General features: G+C 72.2%; 10 protein-coding genes. 5 read left to right on the forward strand and 5 right to left on the reverse strand.

The features are described 5' to 3' along the window. The first annotated feature begins 48 nt into the window (after positions 1-48). Positions 49-1,026 (forward strand): AraC-like ligand-binding domain-containing protein, encoded by a 978-nt coding sequence (locus ACZ5NW_RS18225; protein ID WP_468744839.1) that lies wholly within the window; start codon positions 49-51, stop codon positions 1,024-1,026. A gap of 132 nt (positions 1,027-1,158) precedes the next feature. Then, positions 1,159-1,437, forward strand: coding sequence for a hypothetical protein (locus ACZ5NW_RS18230; protein WP_468744840.1), 279 nt, complete (start codon positions 1,159-1,161; stop codon positions 1,435-1,437). A 46-nt stretch (positions 1,438-1,483) separates the two neighbouring features. Here the strand turns inward: ACZ5NW_RS18230 and glgB are convergent, their stop codons facing one another. The 5 genes from glgB to ACZ5NW_RS18255 all read right to left on the reverse strand — a co-directional run bounded on the left by glgB (position 1,484) and on the right by ACZ5NW_RS18255 (position 10,993). Further along, the gene (gene glgB, locus ACZ5NW_RS18235; protein ID WP_468744841.1) at positions 1,484-4,273 is read right to left on the reverse strand and encodes a 1,4-alpha-glucan branching enzyme; all 2,790 of its coding nucleotides are present in this window, start codon (positions 4,271-4,273) and stop codon (positions 1,484-1,486) included. Positions 4,274-4,304: 31 nt separating this feature from the next. Next, positions 4,305-5,684: a maltokinase N-terminal cap-like domain-containing protein gene (locus ACZ5NW_RS18240; RefSeq protein ID WP_468744842.1), complete on the reverse strand. Its 1,380-nt coding sequence runs from the start codon at positions 5,682-5,684 to the stop codon at positions 4,305-4,307. Positions 5,685-5,770: 86 nt separating this feature from the next. Beyond that, positions 5,771-7,489 carry a maltose alpha-D-glucosyltransferase gene (gene treS, locus ACZ5NW_RS18245; protein WP_468744843.1) on the reverse strand — a complete coding sequence of 573 codons (1,719 nt, stop codon included), beginning with the start codon at positions 7,487-7,489 and terminating at the stop codon, positions 5,771-5,773. Continuing rightward, positions 7,486-9,579, reverse strand: coding sequence for an alpha-1,4-glucan--maltose-1-phosphate maltosyltransferase (locus ACZ5NW_RS18250; protein WP_468744844.1), 2,094 nt, complete (start codon positions 9,577-9,579; stop codon positions 7,486-7,488). The genes treS and ACZ5NW_RS18250 overlap by 4 nt, the downstream gene beginning before the upstream one ends. A 181-nt stretch (positions 9,580-9,760) precedes the next feature. Beyond that, positions 9,761-10,993: a S8 family peptidase gene (locus ACZ5NW_RS18255; RefSeq protein WP_468744845.1), complete on the reverse strand. Its 1,233-nt coding sequence runs from the start codon at positions 10,991-10,993 to the stop codon at positions 9,761-9,763. Between the two features lie 297 nt (positions 10,994-11,290). On the opposite strand from ACZ5NW_RS18255, the gene ACZ5NW_RS18260 reads away from it, so the two are divergent. The 3 genes from ACZ5NW_RS18260 to ACZ5NW_RS18270 all read left to right on the forward strand — a co-directional run bounded on the left by ACZ5NW_RS18260 (position 11,291) and on the right by ACZ5NW_RS18270 (position 19,232). After that, a complete protein-coding gene (locus tag ACZ5NW_RS18260; protein ID WP_468744846.1) occupies positions 11,291-11,683 on the forward strand; it encodes a Pepco domain-containing protein in 393 nt (130 codons plus the stop codon). Next, positions 11,673-16,487: a wHTH domain-containing protein gene (locus tag ACZ5NW_RS18265; RefSeq protein WP_468744847.1), complete on the forward strand. Its 4,815-nt coding sequence runs from the start codon at positions 11,673-11,675 to the stop codon at positions 16,485-16,487. The genes ACZ5NW_RS18260 and ACZ5NW_RS18265 overlap by 11 nt, the downstream gene beginning before the upstream one ends. Before the next feature lie 114 nt (positions 16,488-16,601). Then, entirely contained in the window at positions 16,602-19,232 is a 2,631-nt protein-coding gene (locus ACZ5NW_RS18270; protein ID WP_468744848.1) for a glycosyltransferase family 1 protein, read from the forward strand. The last annotated feature ends 5 nt before the right edge of the window (positions 19,233-19,237 follow it).

The following is a 19,237-nucleotide window of genomic DNA, read 5'->3' on the forward strand; positions in this document are numbered from 1 at the left end:
TCGGCCTCCGGCAGGAACCGGAGGCCGGGACCCGGCCCTCCCCTGTACATGGAGACAAGGATCAGCACGCGTGCGCTCCCGCCGGGTGAGCGCTTCGACTTCTGGATGGCCATGGTCGAACAGATGGTGGCTCCCTTCGAGATCCGCAGCGAGGCGACGGACGACTTCGACGCCACCATCCACGCGGTCGCCGCGGGACCCGTGCAGGTGGCGTCCTTCGACCAGCCGACCCTGGAGGCCCGGCGCACCGCGCGGCTCATCCGCCGCTCGGACCCGGGCGCCTACCACCTGGCGCTGATCACGCGGGGGACCGCGCTGTTCGCCCAGGGCGACCGGGCGGCGGTGGTACCGGCCGGAGGCCTGGCGCTCGTCGACACCGCACGCCCCTACACCAACGTGCTGCGGGCCGACCACGGCAACGCCCAGGGCCTGACGGTGTCCGTACCGCGCGGGCTGCTGCCGCTGTCCGAGCGGGCCCTGGAAACCGTCCTGGCCCAGCCGCTGTCGGGGCAGGCCGGGATCGGCGCGCTGACGGCGGCCCATCTGCGCGGATTACTGGCCCAGGCGGGCCATCACAGCGCCCTCGACGCCGCCCGCCTGGCCACCATCACCCTCGACCTCATCGCCGCGCTCCTCTCCCACCACGGCGACCCCGAACAGGGCGCCGAGACGGCCCCCGGGCACCCGGAGGCGCTGTTCGAGCGGATCCTCGCGTACATCCAGTACCACCTCGCCGAGCCCGACCTCACGCCCCGGCGCATCGCGGCGGCCCACCATCTCTCCGTCCGGACCCTGGAGCGCCTGTTCCGGCCGCACGGCAGCACCCCGGCGGCCTGGATCCGCGCCCGGCGCCTCGACCGCTGCCGCCACGACCTCGCCGACCCGCTTCTGCGCACCCGCCCCATCCACGCCACCGCCGCCCGCTGGGGCTTTCGCGACCCCGCCGCCTTCACCCGCACCTTCCGCGCCGCGTTCGGCGTCAGTCCCCGCGAGTACCAGCTGCTCAGCACACCTCCGGGGAGCTGACGCGAACCGTCAACTCCCTGTCGCACCAAGGCAATGCACGGTTCCCCGGAGCGGCGGCACTCTCGAATGCGACCCGGGTCACCGGGTCGCCCCGGCGCCGGGCCGGGGCGTCCTCGACGGGTGGGAGGAAACATGCGACGCACCAAGAAGCTGTTGACGGGCGGTGCCATCACGGCGCTGCTGGCCGGGACCGGGCTGTTCATCGCCGCGCCGAGCGCGTCGGCGGCGAACTCCTGCTCCTTCCCGACGTCGGCCCCGATCGGCAGCCACTTCGTGCGCAGCTACAGCAACTGCGGCAGCTGCAAGAGCGACGCCGACTGGTACAACGTCACGATCGGCCGGCAGTACGGCCAGCACTACTTCTGCACGTACAACCCCAGCAACAACCTCAACGACCTGCACTGGAAGTGAGCCCCGGCGCGGCGTGAGCGGCCTGTGCGCCCGGCGTGGGCGGGGATCACGCCGGGCGCAGCCAGACCGTCGCCAGGGGTGGCAGCGTCAGCCGGATGCTGGCCGGGCGGGCGTGCCAGGGCTGGGCTTCCGGCTTGACGGGGTGCGGGTTGGTGATGTCGCCGCCGCCGTAGCGGGCCGCGTCCGTGTTGAGCACCTCGTGCCAGGCCGGTACGTCGTCGGGGACGCCCAGCCGGTAGTCGTGGCGGACCACCGGGGAGAAGTTGCTCACCGACAGCAGCGGCGTGCCGTCCGCGGCGTGGCGCAGGAAGGCGAAGACGTTGTCGTCGGCCGAGTCCCCGGTCACCCACTGGAAACCGGCGGGGTCCGTGTCCTGCTGCCACAGCGCCGGAGTCGCGGTGTACAGCGCGTTCAGGTCGCGGACCAGGTCGCGCACACCGCGGTGGTCGGGCTCGGCGGAGTAGGCGGGGTCGAGCAGCCACCAGTCGGGGCCGTGTGCCTCGGACCACTCGGCGCCCTGGGCGAACTCCTGCCCCATGAAGAGGAGTTGCTTGCCCGGGTGGGACCACATGAAGCCGAGGTAGGCGCGGTGGTCGGCGCGCTGCCGCCACCAGTCGCCGGGCATCTTCGACACCAGTGACCGCTTGCCGTGGACCACCTCGTCGTGGGAGATGGGCAGCACGTAGTTCTCGCTGTACGCGTACACCATCGAGAAGGTCATCTCGTGGTGGTGGTACTTGCGGTGCACCGGCTCATGGCTCATGTACTGGAGCGAGTCGTGCATCCAGCCCATGTTCCACTTCAGACCGAAGCCCAGCCCGCCGAAGCCGCTCGGGCCCCGGTGGTGCGTGGCGCGAGTGACGCCGTCCCAGGCGGTGGACTCCTCGGCGATGGTCACCACGCCCGGGCAGCGGCGGTACACCGTCGCGTTCATCTCCTGGAGGAACGCCACCGCGTCCAGGTTCTCCCGGCCGCCGTGCTCGTTGGGGGTCCACTGGCCCGGTTCGCGCGAGTAGTCCAGGTAGAGCATCGAGGCGACCGCGTCCACCCGCAGGCCGTCGATGTGGAACTCCTCGCACCAGTACACCGCGTTGGCGACCAGGAAGTTGCGCACCTCGCGCCGCCCGAAGTCGAACTCCAGCGTGCCCCAGTCCGGGTGGGCGGCCCGCAGCGGATCGGTGTGCTCGTACAGCGGGCGGCCGTCGAACTCCGCCAGCGCCCAGTCGTCGCGCGGGAAGTGGGCCGGAACCCAGTCCATCAGGACGCCGATGCCGGCCCGGTGCAGCGCGTCCACCAGGTGACGGAAGTCGTCGGGGGTGCCGAGCCGGGCCGTCGGCGCGTAGAACCCGGTGACCTGGTAGCCCCAGGAGCCGCCGAAGGGGTGCTCGGCGACCGGCATCAGCTCGACGTGCGTGAAGCCGAGGTCACGGACGTACGCGGGCAGCTGCTCGGCGAGTTGGCGATACGTCAGCCCTGGGCGCCAGGACGGCAGATGGACCTCGTAGATCGAGAGGGGCGCCTGGTGCGCGGGCCGGTCGGCGCGCCGGGCGAGCCACTCTTCGTCCCCCCACTCGTAGTGCGAGGACGTCACGATCGACGAGGTGTTCGGCGGGGCCTCCGTACGGCGGGCCAGCGGGTCGGCGCGCAGGGTGTGCGAGCCGTCCGGGCGGGTGATGTCGAACTTGTACAGCTCGCCCTCGCCGATGCCCGGCACGAACAGCTCCCAGACGCCGGAGGAGCCCAGCGAGCGCATCGGGAACCCGGTGCCGTCCCAGAAGTTGAAGCCGCCGGCCAGCCGTACGCCGCGTGCGTTCGGCGCCCACACCGAGTAGCGGGTGCCGGGGACGCCCTCGTGGACCATCGGGTGCGCGCCCAGCACCGTCCACAGCTCCTCGTGCCGGCCCTCGCCGATCAGATGCAGATCCAGCTCGCCGAGCGTCGGCAGGAAGCGGTACGGGTCCTCGACCTCCAGGACCGCATCCTCGTACGCCACCAGCAGCCGGTAGGCCGGGACCTCCCGCAGCGGCAGCAGCCCGGAGAAGAAACCGTCCCCGTCGTCGTGCAGCGCGGCGCGCAGCTCACCGGAGAGCAGGGTGACGGACCGCGCGTACGGCCGGAAGACCCGGAAGACGACCCCACCGGAGACGGGGTGGGCGCCGAGGAGCGAGTGCGGATCATGATGCTCCCCGGCAATGAGCCGCTCCCGCTCGGCCCCGGACAGGGCAGGGGACACGGCGATCTCCACGGGCCCGACCGTCTCGGAAGCCACGTGCTCGGTGGCGGCGAGCACGGGGGCCACTTGCTCGGCGCCGGCCTGCGTGCGGGTCGCTTGCTCGGAACCGGCCTGCGTGCGGGCGATCTGTTCGGTGCCGGCCCGCGCGGGGGCGACCTGTTCGGTGCCGGCCGTCTGCGCGGCAGCCGCCTTCTCGGCCGTGGCCGCCTTCCGCACGGGCGCGGTCTTCTTCGCGGGAGCCGCTTTCTTCGCGGGAGCTGTCTTCTTCGCCGCAGGCCCCTTCTTCGCGGGGGCTGCCTTCTTGGCGGGCGCTGTCTTCTTCGCCGTAGCTGCTTTCGTCGCCGGAGCTGCCCTCTTCGCCGGAGCCGCTTTCTTCGCCGCAGGCGCCTTCTTGGCCGGAGCCTTCTTCGGCGTGGCCGTCTTCTTCGCCGCAGTCGGTGTCGTCCCCTCGGACGCCGGCTTCCCGGTCGTCGGGCTCTTCTCCGGTGCCGGTGACGTCTGTTCCGGGGTCCTCCTCGTCGTCGTCGGTTTCTTCCGTGCCGTCGCCTTCTTCTCGGTCGCCGTCGGCTTCTTCTTCTCGTGGGGGGAGGGGGTGGGAGTCACGGACGGGGCCTCCAGGGCGACGATGGGTGGCTCAGGGCTGGTCGGGGGCGGCGAGGCGGCGTATCGCCGAGAGCGGGACGGGGAGCCAGTCGGGACGGTGACGGGCCTCGTAGACGACCTCGTAGACCGCCTTGTCCGTCTCGTAGGCCCGCAGCAGGACGGGGTCGGTGCGCGGGTCCACGCCGGAGACCTCCGCGTACCCGGAGCAGAACGCGGCCCGGCAGACCGTGGCCCAGCCCTGAGCCGCCGGTTCGACCGAGTGGGCCGCGTAGTCGAAGGAGCGCAGCATGCCGGCCACGTCCCGCTCGATCGGCTGCGGCATGCGCCGCTCGGCCAGCGGCCTGGCCGGCTCGCCCTCGAAGTCGATGAGCGTCCACTCCCCGGAGGGCGCCCGCAGGCACTGCCCGAGGTGCAGATCGCCGTGGACGCGCTGGGCGGTCCAGCTGCGGCCCTCCGCCGCGAGGTCGGCGAGCGCCGTGTAGGCGGTGTGCAGCGCGGGGGCGTACGGCCGCAGGGAGGGCACCGCCTGCGCGGCCGCCTCCAGGCGCTCGGCCATGCCGTCCGCGAGCGGGCGCAGGTGCGCGTGCTGAAGGGTGACCGTGGGCAGCGCGCGGGCCAGCGCCGTGTGCACCTCGGCCGTGGCCCGGCCGAGCGCCCGCGCCTCCACGGCGAAGTCCTCCCCCTTGGACAGCTGCCGCAGCGCCAGTTCCCAGCCGTCCAGCGCCCCCTGCACAAAGGGCTGGAGCACGCCGAGGACGTACGGCTCGTCACCGAGCTCGGCGCGTATCCAGGCCGTCGGCGGGGGCACCCTGGCGCAGTCCGCGCGGGCCAGGGCCAGCGGCAGCTCCAGATCGGGGTTGATCCCGGGCACCACCCGGCGGAACAGCTTCAGGATGAACGTATCTCCGTAGACGACGGACGAGTTCGACTGCTCGGACGTCACCAGGCGCGGTACGAGCCCGGCACGGATCCGCTGCCCGGGGTCCCGTTCGCAGCGCAGGGCCCCGATCCGCGCGCCCGTTCGCAGGGCCTCCAGGAGCAGATCGGCGGGCCGGGAGTCGTACAGCGCGTCGTAGAGGGTGCGTCCGGCCAGCGGGCCGTCCGTCACATGGCCGATCAGCGCGGGCGCGAGCCGGGGCGGCAGGGCCTCGCGCACGCCGAGCAGGAGCTGGTAGCAGTCGCCGGGGACGCTGCCCTCCTGGGTGCGCAGCAGCAGATGGTGCAGGCCCAGCGGGCCCTCCGACGGCAGCAGTTCGGTGGCCGCGACCAGGGAGAAGCCGGTGACCGGCCGGCCCTTGCCGGCGAACCAGCGCTGCCGGGGCAGCCATTCCCGCAGCAGGGGATCCAGCGACGCGAGGAGGCCGGGGTTCGTGGTGGTCGCGCCGGCGCGGGTGGTGACCGTGTCCGCCATGGCGTCACGTCCTTTCCCCGAGGGGTCGGGGGTGTTACTGATGCGTGCCCCGGGCGGACCGACGGAAACCGGTCCGCCCCGGGGTTCTAGGCGGCGTCCCTGCGGAGCCGGAACCAGTAGAAGCCGTGGCCCGCGAGGGTGAGCAGGTACGGCAGTTCGCCGATGGCGGGGAAGCGGACCCCGCCGAACAGCTCGACCGGGTGGCGGCCGTTGAAGCGGCGCAGGTCCAACTCCGTGGGCTGGGCGAACCGGGAGAAGTTGTGCACACACAGCACCACGTCGTCGCCGTTCCCCTCGGTGAGGGGGGCCTCGCGCAGGAAGGCGAGGACGGCCGGGTTCGACGACTGGAGCTCGGTGTAGCTGCCGAGACCGAAGGCGGGGTTCTGCTTGCGGATCTCGATCATGCGGCGGGTCCAGTGCAGCAGCGACGAGGGCGACGACATGGACGCCTCGACGTTGGTGACCTGGTAGCCGTAGACGGGGTCCATGATGGTCGGCAGATACAGTCGGCCGGGGTCGCAGGAGGAGAAGCCGGCGTTGCGGTCGGGGGTCCACTGCATCGGGGTGCGTACGGCGTCGCGGTCACCGAGCCAGATGTTGTCGCCCATGCCGATCTCGTCGCCGTAGTAGAGGATCGGCGAACCCGGGAGCGACAGCAGCAGGGCCGTGAAGAGCTCGATCTGGTTGCGGTCGTTGTCGAGGAGGGGCGCCAGCCGCCGCCTGATCCCGATGTTGGCGCGCATACGCGGGTCCTTGGCGTACTCCGCGTACATGTAGTCGCGTTCCTCGTCGGTGACCATCTCCAGGGTCAGCTCGTCGTGGTTGCGCAGGAAGATGCCCCACTGGCAGCCCGCCGGAATGGCCGGGGTCTTGGCGAGGATCTCCGAGACGGGGTAGCGGGATTCCCGGCGCACCGCCATGAAGATGCGGGGCATGACCGGGAAGTGGAACGCCATGTGGCACTCGTCGCCGCCGGAGGCGTAGTCGCCGAAGTAGTCGACCACGTCCTCGGGCCACTGGTTGGCCTCGGCCAGGATCACCGTGTCCGGGTAGTGCGCGTCGATCTCCTTGCGGACCCGCTTGAGGAACTCATGGGTTGCCGGAAGGTTTTCGCAGTTGGTGCCCTCCTGCGCGTACAGATACGGCACGGCGTCGAGGCGGAAGCCGTCGATGCCCAGGTCCAGCCAGAACCGCAGCGCGGAGATCATCTCCTCCTGTACGGCCGGGTTCTCGTAGTTGAGGTCCGGCTGGTGGGAGAAGAAGCGGTGGAAGAAGTACTGCTTGCGCACCGGGTCGAAGGTCCAGTTGGAGACCTCGGTGTCCACGAAGATGATCCGCGCGTCGGCGTACTGCTTGTCGTCGTCGGCCCACATGTAGTAGTCGCCGTAGGGCCCGTCGGGGTCCCTTCTCGACTCCTGGAACCACGGGTGCTGGTCGCTGGTGTGGTTCATGACGAAGTCGATGATGACGCGCATGCCGCGCTGATGGGCGGCGTCGACGAACTCCACGAAGTCGGCGAGGTCGCCGAACTCGGGCAGCACCGAGGTGTAGTCGGAGACGTCGTAACCGCCGTCCCGCAGCGGCGACTTGAAGAACGGCGGCAGCCACAGGCAGTCCACGCCGAGCCACTGGAGATAGTCGAGCTTGGCGGTCAGGCCCTTCAGGTCGCCGACGCCGTCACCGTTGCTGTCCTGGAAGGAGCGGACGAGCACCTCGTAGAAGACGGCGCGTTTGAACCAGTCGGGGTCGCGGTCCTTGGCGGGGGTGTCCTCGAAGGTGTCCGGAACGGGCTCGTTGACGATCATCGTGTGGGTGACCCTCCGATCTGCGGGGTGGACGGTCGCAGGACGGTGAGGACGTGCGCGGGACGGGTTCCCGGTTCGAGACGCACGTAATTGGCCCTGCCCCAGTAATAGGTCTCACCGGTGAGCTCGTCGCGCACCGGCACCGACTCGTGCCATTCCAGGCCGAGTTGCGGCATGTCCAACGAGACCGTCGCCTCCTGGGTGTGGTGGGGGTCGAGGTTGACGACCACCAGAACCGTGTTCGAACCGCTCCGCTTCGAGTAGACGATCACTCCGTCCTGGTCGGCGTGGTGGAAGTGGAGATCGCGCAGCTGCCGCAGGGCCGGGCTGGACCGGCGGATCTCGTTGAGCCGGGTGATGAGGGGGGCGATGGTGTCGGCGGTGTCCCAGTCGCGGGGCCTGAGCTGGTACTTCTCCGAGTCGAGGTACTCCTCGCTGCCCTCCCTCAGCGGGGTGTTCTCACACAGTTCGTAGCCGCTGTAGACGCCCCACGTCGGGGACAGCGTGGCGGCCAGGACGGCCCGCGCCTCGAACGCCGGCCGGCCGCCCTGCTGAAGATACGCGTGCAGGATGTCGGGCGTGTTGACGAACAGATTCGGCCGCATTGAGCAGGCCGCCTCGCCCGAGAGTTCCGTCAGGTACTCGGTGAGTTCCTGCTTGGTGTTACGCCAGGTGAAGTAGGTGTACGACTGCTGGAAGCCGATCTCGGCCAGGGTGCGCATCATCGCGGGGCGGGTGAACGCCTCGGCCAGGAAGATCACATCCGGGTCCCTGCCGTTGATCTCGGCGATGACCCGCTCCCAGAAGACGACCGGCTTGGTGTGCGGGTTGTCGACGCGGAAGATCCGCACCCCGCACGCCATCCAGTGCCGCAGCACCCGCACCGTCTCCGCGACCAGCCCGTCCATGTCGGCGTCGAAGGCGATGGGGTAGATGTCCTGGTACTTCTTCGGCGGGTTCTCCGCGTAGGCGATCGTGCCGTCCGGCCGGTGATGGAACCACTCCGGGTGCTTGTGCACCCAGGGATGGTCCGGCGAGCACTGCAACGCGAAGTCCAGCGCGATCTCCAGGCCCAGCTCGGCCGCCCGCTCCACGAACCACACGAAGTCGTCCAGCGTGCCCAGCTCGGGGTGCACGGCGTCGTGCCCGCCCTCCGGCGAGCCGATCGCCCACGGCACGCCCACGTCATCGGGCCCCGGCGACAGCGAGTTGTTGCGGCCCTTGCGGAACGTCGTGCCGATGGGATGGATCGGCGGCAGATACACCACGTCGAAGCCCATCTCCGCGATCGCCGGCAGCCGTCGCGCCGCCGTGCGGAACGTGCCGTGCGGACGCTCCGGCGTGCCCTCCGACCGCGGGAAGAACTCGTACCACGCGCCGTACAACGCCCGTTCCCGCTCCACCAGCAGCGGCAGCGGCTCCGACGCGGTGACCAGCTCCCGCAGGGGATGGCGGGCCAGTACCTCCTCCACCTCCGGGGCCAACGCCGCCGCGAGCCGGGACGCGGCCGGGCGGGACTCGTCGCGCAGGGCGGCGACGGCGGCCAGGACGACGTCCCGCCGCCCGCCCTCCCGGGGCACTCCGACGGCGGCCCGCTCGTACAGCCGCGCGCCCTCCTCCAGGACCAGGTCGGTGTCGATCCCCGCCGGGATCTTGATCTGCGCGTGGTGCCGCCAGGTGCCGACCGGATCGCCCCACGCCTCCACGGCGTACGACCACAGTCCCGGCGCGTCGGGCGTGACGAGAGCCCCCCACCGGTCGGTGCCGGGGGCGAGTTCGCGCATCGGTGTCCACGGGCCGCGGCGGCCGTCGGGGGCCGTGAGGACGACATTGGCGGCGACGGCGTCGTGCCCCTCACGGAACACGGTGGCCGAGACCTCGAAGGACTCGCCGGTGACCGCCTTGGCGGGCCGGCGGCCGTGCTGCACGACGGGACGGACGTCGAGGACCGGGATGCGGCCCACGACGGGGGCGGAGGATCGCTCCGGGCTCCGGCCGCTCGGCGGTCCGGCGTCGGTGCCGACGGGCCGTCCACGGGGGGTTTCGGTACGGGATGTCGGGGGTGCTGACGAGTGGTGCGTGGCGGGCATGACCGCTCCTGTCCGCAGCAACGGGGGTGGGCGGAGGGAAGGGGTGAGGCGGGTCCTGCGGGAGCCTTCCCACCCTATTCGGGTGGGCAATCCGGCACTTTGTTAACTACTCGCGCGTATGTCGATAGGGAGAACCGGCCCCGTTCGGGGCGCCTCGGGGCCGGTCGTGGCCCACCCGCCGCTAGGGCGAGGGGACTTGCAGGAGCTTGTTCGGCGACCCCGCCCCGCGACCGGAGACCTTTCCGTTCACAGCGGCCGTGAGCAGCGCCTTCTGTGTCTGGGCGGGGGTGGCCCTCGGGTGACCGGCCAGGTACAGCGCGGCCGCCCCCGCCGCGTGCGGGGCCGCCATCGACGTACCCGAGTACACCGCACGGCCCGTGTCATTCCTGTTCGAGGCGGAGACGATGGACCCGCCCGGCGCGAACAGATCAACGGTCGAGCCATAGTTCGAATAGGGGAGCCGGGTGTCCTTCGGGCCGGTCGCGCCGACCGTGATCGCCTCGCGGACGTCGGCGGGCGAGTGCCGGGCGGCCGCCTCGCCGTCGTTGCCGGCCGCGACCGTGTACGTCACGCCCGCCCCGATCGAGGCGCGTACGGCCGCGTCGAGCTGCGCGCTGTACGGGCCGCCGAGGCTGAGGTTGGCGACGGCCGGTCCGTGCGCGTGCTCCGTCACCCAGTCGATGCCGGCGATCACCCGGGAGGTGGTGCCGGCGCCCGCCTTGTCGAGGACCCGCACCGAGACGACCCGCGCCTTCTTCGCCACGCCGTAGGCGGTGCCGGCGACGGTGGCGGCGACATGCGTGCCGTGGCCGTTGGCGTCGGCGGCCGTGGCGTCGCCGTCGACGAAGTCCCAGCCGTAGCTCGCGCGTCCCCCGAAGTCCTGGTGCGAGATCCGGATGCCGGTGTCCAGGACGTACACGGTCACGCCCGCGCCCGCCGACGACGGGGCGCGGTAGTCGCCGTCGAGCGGCAGAGCGGGCTGGTCGATCCGGTCGAGCCCCCAGGACGCCGGCGCCTTGACGGCCCCCCGGGCCCCCTGTGCCCCCCACTCCGTCTCGCCGACGACCACCCGGGTGTCCTGCACGACCGAGGCGACCCCGGGGTCGGCCGCGAGCCGCCGGGCCTGTCTCGCGTCGGCCGTGATCGCGTAGCCGTTCAGGACCGAGCCGTAGGTGTGGCTGATTTCCGCCCCGTAGTGGGCGATCAGACGGGCGCCCTCAGCCGACGGGGCCCGCACCCCCTCCTTCAGTGTGACGAGATAGCTTCCGCCGACGGAACCGGGTGCTCCGGCGCCGATGACGGTCCCCTCCGGTGCGGCGTGCGCGGGCAGGGTGACGGCCGACAGCGTCGCGGCCGTGGCCACCGCGATCAGGCCCCCCGCCCGACGCAGACGCCGTTCTCGCGTCCGTGCCATGGTTCGAGTCCCCTCCTCGAAAGGCGACGCCCACCGGTGCGTGCCGGGTGCGTCAGATGCAGCCTCTCGTGCGGGGCGAAGGGTCACAAGACGGCCTGCGGAGGGGGAATCGGCCGTATTGGCCGGAGAGTCCCCCCTGCCCACCGGTCGGCCGTACGGGACGGGGAGCCGCCCCGCAGCACTGACGAGGCGTCATCGCCGGGGCGTACGGGGGCAGCTGAAGTGTCGTCAAGCTCCGATGCTGCCCGATGCCCCTATCATCGGCCGAAGGCGGCAATGAGCGGGGAGGAGCGGGGCATGCGGTCGAACGAGGGGGCGCCGGTCGACGGTGCCGAGGAACTGGAGTTCCTCGTGGTGGACGACGACACGGCAACCGGACGCGGGGGCTTCGACAAGTCGGGCGGCGGACTGCGGTCCGGGCGCGGCGATGACGAACCCCGGCTGCGCCGCCGTACGTTCAAACCCGCCGATCTCAACGCCCAGCTGGCCCGCACCCTCGCCGGTCTGCGGGACGCCTTCGACGGCCTCCAGCAGTCCGGCCCCGACGGCTGGGGCATCTCCCAGGTGCAGGTGTCCTGCCAGCTCACCGCCTCGGGGCAGGTCGTCGTCATGGGCGTGGGCGGACAGGCCCAGCGCACCGGCGCGATCCAGCTGACCCTCACCCCCCGACCCGCCGGCGATGAAGGCTGACGGGGCGCGACCCGACGGAAGGGAGCGCAGGTTCCGCGCCCTGCTGATGGGCGTGGACCACTACCGCGACCCCTCCTTCTGGTCCATGCCGTTCATCACGTCCGAACTGCGCTCGCTGGCCGGGGCGTTGAAGAAGGCCGGGTACGAGGAGGCCGAGGTCCGGGAGGCCGACGGCTGGAACGGGCCGCACATCAGGGGCGAGGTCGAGGAGTTCGTCGGGGAGGCGGCGGCCGGCGACCACCTGCTGCTGGTCCTGTCCGGTCACGGCTTCCACAAGGACGGCTCGGACTTCCTCGTCACCGGACCCGCCCGGCTCGGCTACGAGACCTTCGAGGAGACCTGCCTGCGCATCGAGTTCGGCGACTTCCTCGCTCGCTCGGAGGCCGACCAGCTGGTGGTCGTCGTCGACGCCTGCCGGGCACCCCTCGGGCAGTACAAGGACGTCGACGAGGGCGGGTGGAGCAAGGGCAACACCGGCTTCCAGGCCGCCCCCGACGTCCTCGAACAACCCCGCTACGCCCACGTCTACGCCTGCACCCGCTACGGCAAGGCGGGCTTCAGCCCGGCGGCCGGCCCCCAGACCGGAGAGCCCGGCACCGAGGGCGCGGAGGACACCAAGGGCTACTCGTACTTCACCAGGGCCCTCACCGAGATCGCCCAGGACGGGGCCCTCCCCGGCCTCCTCGACGAACTGGAGACCGTCCTCGACGAACGGCTGCGCGCCATCGCCCGCGCGGACCGCGGCCTGACCGACCAGTGCGTCCAGATCAACGCCGCCACCGGCAAGGACGGCGTGCTGCTCTTCCCCGGCCGCGGCCCCGGAGCGGGCGAGGCGGAACAGGAACACCCCTGGCAGCGCAAGGTGCTCGACCACGAGGCATGGCGGCGGGTGCGCTGCGAGTACCTCACCGAGGCCCAGGAGCAGGAGGCCGTCGTCCAGCTCCGGGACGCGGTCGCCCGGCTCGTCGGCCTGTGGGGCCACGACACCGACAGCGCCGACGCGTGGCTCGCCGAGCACGGCGACATCTGGCGGCCCGCCGACTGCGAACGCCGGATGTCGGACTGCGTGGCGACGATGCTGCGGGACGCCGCCCGGCGCGCGCCCGCCGCCACCATCGCGGACGCCCGGCGCACCCCCGGCTCCACCACCGACACCCGCCGGACCGCCGGCCTCAGCCTCACCGAGGCCGCGCTGCTCGTCGCGGGCCCCTTCCTCTACACCGCCGTCGGCACCCGCCTCGCCCATCTGGCCCGCGCGCTGCGCCCGTGGACCCTCACGGACGGCCCGCCGCCCACCGAGAGCTGCGGCTTCGCCACCCGGGAGGCCTTCGACCGGTACTGCTCCGGACACCAGGCCCTCCAGGACCGCGAGCGCCGGGCCCGCGAGCGCGGCCGGGACGACGACGCCCGCGCCGTCGCCTGGTGGCTGGCCCGGCAGTGGCTGCTGCGCCTGCGCAACCCCGCCGCCCGCGAGGCCGTCCGCACCTCCGGCCTCGCCGGACTCGTCGAGCTGCCCGACGAACCGGTGTTCGCGCCCCGCCTGGTCCGCGCCGCGCTCACCCCCGCCCGCCTGTGGCGGCTCGCCGAGCTGGTCGGGGAGAACCTGGAGAAGTACCGGGCCGCCGACACCGACACCGACACCGTGGCCGCCCTGGACCGCGCCGAGCACACCGTCGACTGGCAGCACATCGGCACCCTGCTGACCGTCGCCCACCACATGGCCGTCGACCCGGTCATGCTGTCGTCCCTGGTCGCCGAGCACCTGGGCATCAGCGACCCGGTCGGCGGCGAGGCGTTCCGGGAGACCCTGCGCGGGGTGACCTGGCAGCCGGACGGGCCGCGCCGGGTGATGTTCGCCGAGTGCCGTCACGAGGCCGTCGAACTCGCCCTGCGCGACCACACCGAGGCCCTCGACCGCAGCGTGCGGGCCGTGCTGCGCGGCACGGCCGGCCGGCGCGTCGCCACCTGGGGCGTTCCGGCCGGCTTCGACGCCGACAAGGTCGGCCCCGCCAAGGTGGACCGCAGACCCGTCTACGGCCAGGCCGACGTACGGTTCCGGCTGGACGGCGACCGCGTCCGCGACCTGCTGATGGGCGAACAGCTCTACCAGGACCGCACCCTCGCCCTGCGCGAGCTGTACCAGAACGCCCTGGACGCCTGCCGGTACCGGCAGGCCCGCGCCCTGCTGTGGAACCGTCAGCACCCCGACGACCCCGACCCCTGGCAGGGCGAGATCACCTTCACCCAAGGGGTCGAGAACGGCCGCGTCTTCATCGAGTGCCGCGACAACGGCATCGGCATGGGCCGCCATGAACTGCGCCACCTCTTCGCGTTCGCGGGCAGCCGGTTCGTGGAGGAGCGGGAGTTCCTGGAGGAGAGCGCCGAGTGGGCCGAGGCGGGCATCCCGTTCCATCCCAACAGCCGTTTCGGCATCGGCGTGCTCAGCTACTTCATGCTGGCCGACGAGATCCGGGTGACCACGGCCCGCATGCCGCGCCGCCTCGGGTACGGCGAGCGGCTGATGGTCGAGATCGACGGGCCCGGCGCGCTGTTCCGGGTGCACCCGCTGGGCGAGGCGTTGTCCTCGGGGACGGCCGTACGGCTGTATCTGCGCAACCCCGACGACGACGTGTCCTGCGGTGACGTCCTCAGCAAGCACCTGTGGGTGTCCGATTTCGACGTGACGGTACGGGAGGGCGACAAGGAGCCCCTGGTCTGGCCGGCCGGGAAGCTGGTGCCGCCGCCGACCCGGGACTGGACCGGCGACGACGAGCTGGAGGACATCGACCGACTCCGGCAGCGCGCACGGGTGCAGCCCGCCGGGGACGGGGTGTGGTGGTGCGCCGGACTCGGCGCGGTCCTCGCCGACGGGTTGTGGGCGGGGGAGAACCGCTTCGGGTCCGTCGTCAACCTCACCAGTGAGCACGCGCCGACCCTGCGCCTGGACCGCGGGGCCATGCTGGAGGACCACGAGGAGTACGTGGCGGGACTGCTGGCGAGCAAGATCGACGTGCTCTTCGACGAGCCCGGCCACGTCCTGACCCTGCGGTGGCTGAACTCCCTGGTGGACGGGCGGACGTCGGACACCCGGTCGATCGGTGACTTCGACGCCGTACAGACCGATCGTCAAGGGCCGCTGGCCGACCTGATCGCGGCGCAGGCGGTGGCCCGCGGCCACCGGTTCACCTTCTTCAGCGACGCCGGGGACGAGGTGACGGTGGACGCCTCGGCCGTGGGCTGCTGCCCGAGTGACCTGGATCTGGTCGGCATCCTCGGCCGGACCGGCCGGGCGGCGGTGATCGAGGGCGACGCGACCGTCTTCTCCGAATGGCGGGCCCGGGCCTGGGCGGCCGCCTACCCGGAGGGCGGAGTGGTGCCCCGCTCGACACCGCCCCTCGCCCGTCCGACGGACGAGGTGATCGTCCCCCAGGGCCGCACCGCCGGCGCCCGGCTCCAGCTCGGCGCGGTGCTGTACGCCTCCCGGGCGAGCGGGCGCTCGCTGCGGGAGACCGCGGACCGGATGCGCGCGATCGGTCTGGATCCGTACGACGAGGAGGCCCTGGCGCTGCTCGTCGAGCGGACCGGGACGGTGTCGCCCGCCCTGCTGCTCAGGCTGCTCAGCCGCGACGGTGACGGTGTCCCGCCGTGGCTCGCCGAGGGCGAGGAGGTCCGGGTGTCCCGGCTGCTCGACATCGCCCGTAAGGAGGGAGTGGAGGCCCGCTCCCTCGCCCCTCTGCTGGACGGCCTCGGCCTGGTGGTCCCCGACGACGCCGAGTTCGACCGTCCCGAATCGCGGGGGCCCTCCTGGGACGACGACGAGCAGCAGGAGGCCCTGGAGCACGCCGTGCTCCGGCGGGACCTCAGCGAGGAGAGCCCGGAACTGGCCCGGGACCGCGGTGTGCCGGCGACCCATCTGGTCCGCGCCCTGGCCCTGTTCCCCGGGCAGTGGGAGCGGATCCGCGAGGTGCTGACCGCCGCCGGATACCTGCTGCCGGCCGGATTCGTGCCCGACCCCGACATCGACGCCTCGCTGATCAGCGAGGACGGCGACGGCCAGGAGCCCTGGCTGCGGGAGTCGGACCCCATCCCCCTGCACCACGTCCTCAGCCAGGCCCGCAAGCTGGAGCGGACCGAGGAGGAACTGGTGGAGCGGCTCGTCGTCATGGGGTTCGTACCGCCGACGCTGCCAGAGCCCGGGGAGCGCCGCCGCCTGCGGCGGTTCATGGAGGATCTGCTCCGCAATCACCAGGGCGGCCGGCCCCTGGGTTCGTACCTCCCGAAACCGGTCGAACCCCTGAACATCCTGACGCTGGCCCGGGACCACGACCTGACGGACGCCGAGGTGGTCGAACGGCTGCACCGGCTCGACTACCGGGTGGCCGCCCTCGACGAACCGCCGCTCGCCGCCCACGACTATCTCGACCTGGTGCTGATGAGCCGCCACGACGACGGGGGGACGCCCTGGCTCGATCCGGAGCGTCTCGTGCCGTGGCATCACGTGCTGCGGGTGTCGTACTCCCGGCGCGTGTCCACGTCGGAGGTCGTCACCCGACTGACCCGGTGCGGCTACGACGTGGCGGCCGAGCCACCGGACGGCGACTGGACGACGGGCGACGATCTGAATCTGATCGGCGTCGACTCCGGCGGCGACTGGCTTCCCGCGGACGAGGTCGTCCATCTCACCCGGATCCTGGAGACAGCCCACGAGCTCGACCGCACCCCCACCGCGGTGGCCCGCCGCCTCGAACAGATCGGGCACATCCTGCCCGACGACATCGAGTTCACCGAGCCGGCTACGCCATGAGGGGTGTCCCGGCGGGGACGCCCCCACCGCCCCCGGCGAACCATTACCGTCGACTGTGACGACGGGACGCACCCCTTCGGTGCGTCCCCCTCCGCACGCGCGACGAGGTGGAATGTGAAGGCGATCCGTCGATTCACCGTCCGACCCGTTCTCCCCGAACCCCTCCGGCCCCTCAGCGACCTCGCCCGCAACCTGCGCTGGTCCTGGCACGCGGAAACCCGCGATCTCTTCCAGTCCGTCGACCCCGAGCACTGGGCCGCCGCGGACGGCGATCCGGTACGGCTGCTCGGCGGGGTCCGCCCCGAACGGCTGGCCGAACTCGCCGAGGACCGCCGCTTCCTGCGCCGGCTCACGGCGGCCGCCGACGATCTGAAGGACTATCTGACCGGCGAGCGCTGGTACCAGACACAGGACGGCGAGCCACCGGCCGCCGTCGCCTACTTCTCCCCCGAGTTCGGCGTCACCGCGGCCCTGCCGCAGTACTCCGGCGGCCTCGGCATCCTCGCCGGCGACCATCTGAAGGCGGCCAGCGACCTGGGCGTGCCGCTCATCGGCGTCGGACTGCTCTACCGGCACGGCTACTTCCGCCAGACCCTCTCCCGGGACGGCTGGCAGCAGGAGCACTATCCCGTCCTCGACCCCAACGAACTCCCCCTCGCCCTGCTGAAGGACGAGGACGGCACCCCCGCCCAGGTCACGCTGGCCCTGCCGGGCGAGCGCCGGCTGCGCGCCCGTATCTGGCTCGCCCAGGTCGGCCGGGTCCCGCTGCTGATGCTCGACTCGGACGTCGAGGAGAACGGCCTCGGCGAACGCGGGGTGACCGACCGGCTCTACGGCGGCGGCAGCGAGCACCGGCTGCTCCAGGAGATGCTGCTGGGGATAGGAGGAGTGCGGGCGGTGCGGACGTACTGCCGGCTGACGGGCCATCCGCAGCCCGAGGTCTTCCACACCAACGAGGGACACGCCGGCTTCCTCGGCCTGGAGCGGATCGCCGAGCTGAGCGGCGGCGCGCACGGCGGCGGCCTCGACTTCGACGCCGCCCTGGAAGCGGTCCGAGCGGGCACCGTGTTCACCACCCACACCCCCGTCCCGGCCGGCATCGACCGCTTCGACCGCGAACTCGTCGCCCGCCACTTCGGACCCCAGGCCGAACTCCCGCACATCGACGTCGACCGCATCCTGCGGCTCGGCATGGAGACCTACGCCGGCGGCGAGCCCAACCTCTTCAACATGGCGGTGATGGGCCTCCGGCTCGCCCAGCGCGCCAACGGGGTCTCCCTGCTCCACGGGCGCGTCAGCCGGGAGATGTTCTCCGGGCTCTGGCCCGGCTTCGACCCCGACGAGGTGCCGATCACCTCCGTCACCAACGGGGTGCACGCCCCGACCTGGGTCGCCCCGGAGGTGCTCCGGCTGGGCGCCCGCCAGATCGGCGCCCAGCGCGCCGAGGACGCGCTCAGCGTCGGCGGCTCCGACCGCTGGGACTCCGTCGCCGACATCCCCGACCCGGAGATCTGGGAACTCCGGCGTGACCTGCGCGAACAGCTGGTCCTTGAGGTACGGCAGCGGCTGCGGGCGTCCTGGCGGCAGCGCGGCGCCGGTACGGCCGAGCTGGGCTGGATCGACGGGGTGCTCGATCCCGATGTCCTGACCATCGGATTCGCGCGGCGCGTCCCGTCGTACAAGCGGCTGACGCTGATGCTGCGCGACCGGGACCGGCTGATGGAGCTGCTGCTCCACCCCGAGCGGCCGATCCAGATCGTGGTCGCGGGCAAGGCCCACCCGGCCGACGACAGCGGCAAGCGGCTGGTGCAGGAACTGGTCCGCTTCGCCGACGATCCGCGCGTGCGCCACCGCATCGTCTTCCTGCCCGACTACGGCATGGCGATGGCCCAGAAGCTCTACCCGGGCTGCGACATCTGGCTGAACAACCCGCTGCGCCCGCTGGAGGCGTGCGGCACGTCCGGCATGAAGGCGGCGCTCAACGGCTGTCTCAACCTCTCGGTGCTGGACGGCTGGTGGGACGAGTGGTTCCGGCCGGACTTCGGCTGGGCGATCCCGACGGCCGACGGCGCCGCCACCGACCCGGACCGGCGCGACGACATAGAGGCGGCGGCGCTGTACGACCTGCTGGAGCAGCGGGTGACGCCCTGCTTCTACGAGCGGGGCCGGCAGGGGTTGCCGGACCGCTGGATCGAGATGGTCCGCCAGACGCTGACCCTGCTCGGCCCGAAGGTGCTGGCCGGCCGCATGGTCCGCGAGTACGTCGAGCGCCTGTACATGCCGGCCGCCCTGGCCCACCGGGCGATGGGCGCGGACGCCGCCCGTGAACTCGCCGACTGGAAGGCGAGGGTGCGCGGCACCTGGCACGATGTCGCGGTCGACCATGTCGAGACCTCGGCGTCCACGGCGACGGCGGAGCTGGGTACCACGCTCGCCCTGCGGGTCCGGGTCCGCCTCGGCGAGCTGGCCCCGGACGACGTGGAGGTGCAGGCCCTGTCCGGCCGGGTGGACACCGAGGACCGCATCACCGACGCCACGACGGTCGCGCTCAAGCCGACGGCGGGCCCCGATCTGGAGGGCCGCTGGGTGTACGAGGGTCCGCTCTCCCTGGACCGCACGGGCCCGTTCGGCTACACCGTGCGCATCCTGCCCGCGCACCGGCTGCTCGCGTCCGGCGCGGAGCTGGGCCTGCTGGCGACCCCCTCGGAGGAACTCGCCGAGACGGCCGGGGTGTTGCTGCGGTAGCGGGC

The organism is Streptomyces sp. NPDC032126 (assembly GCF_055580085.1).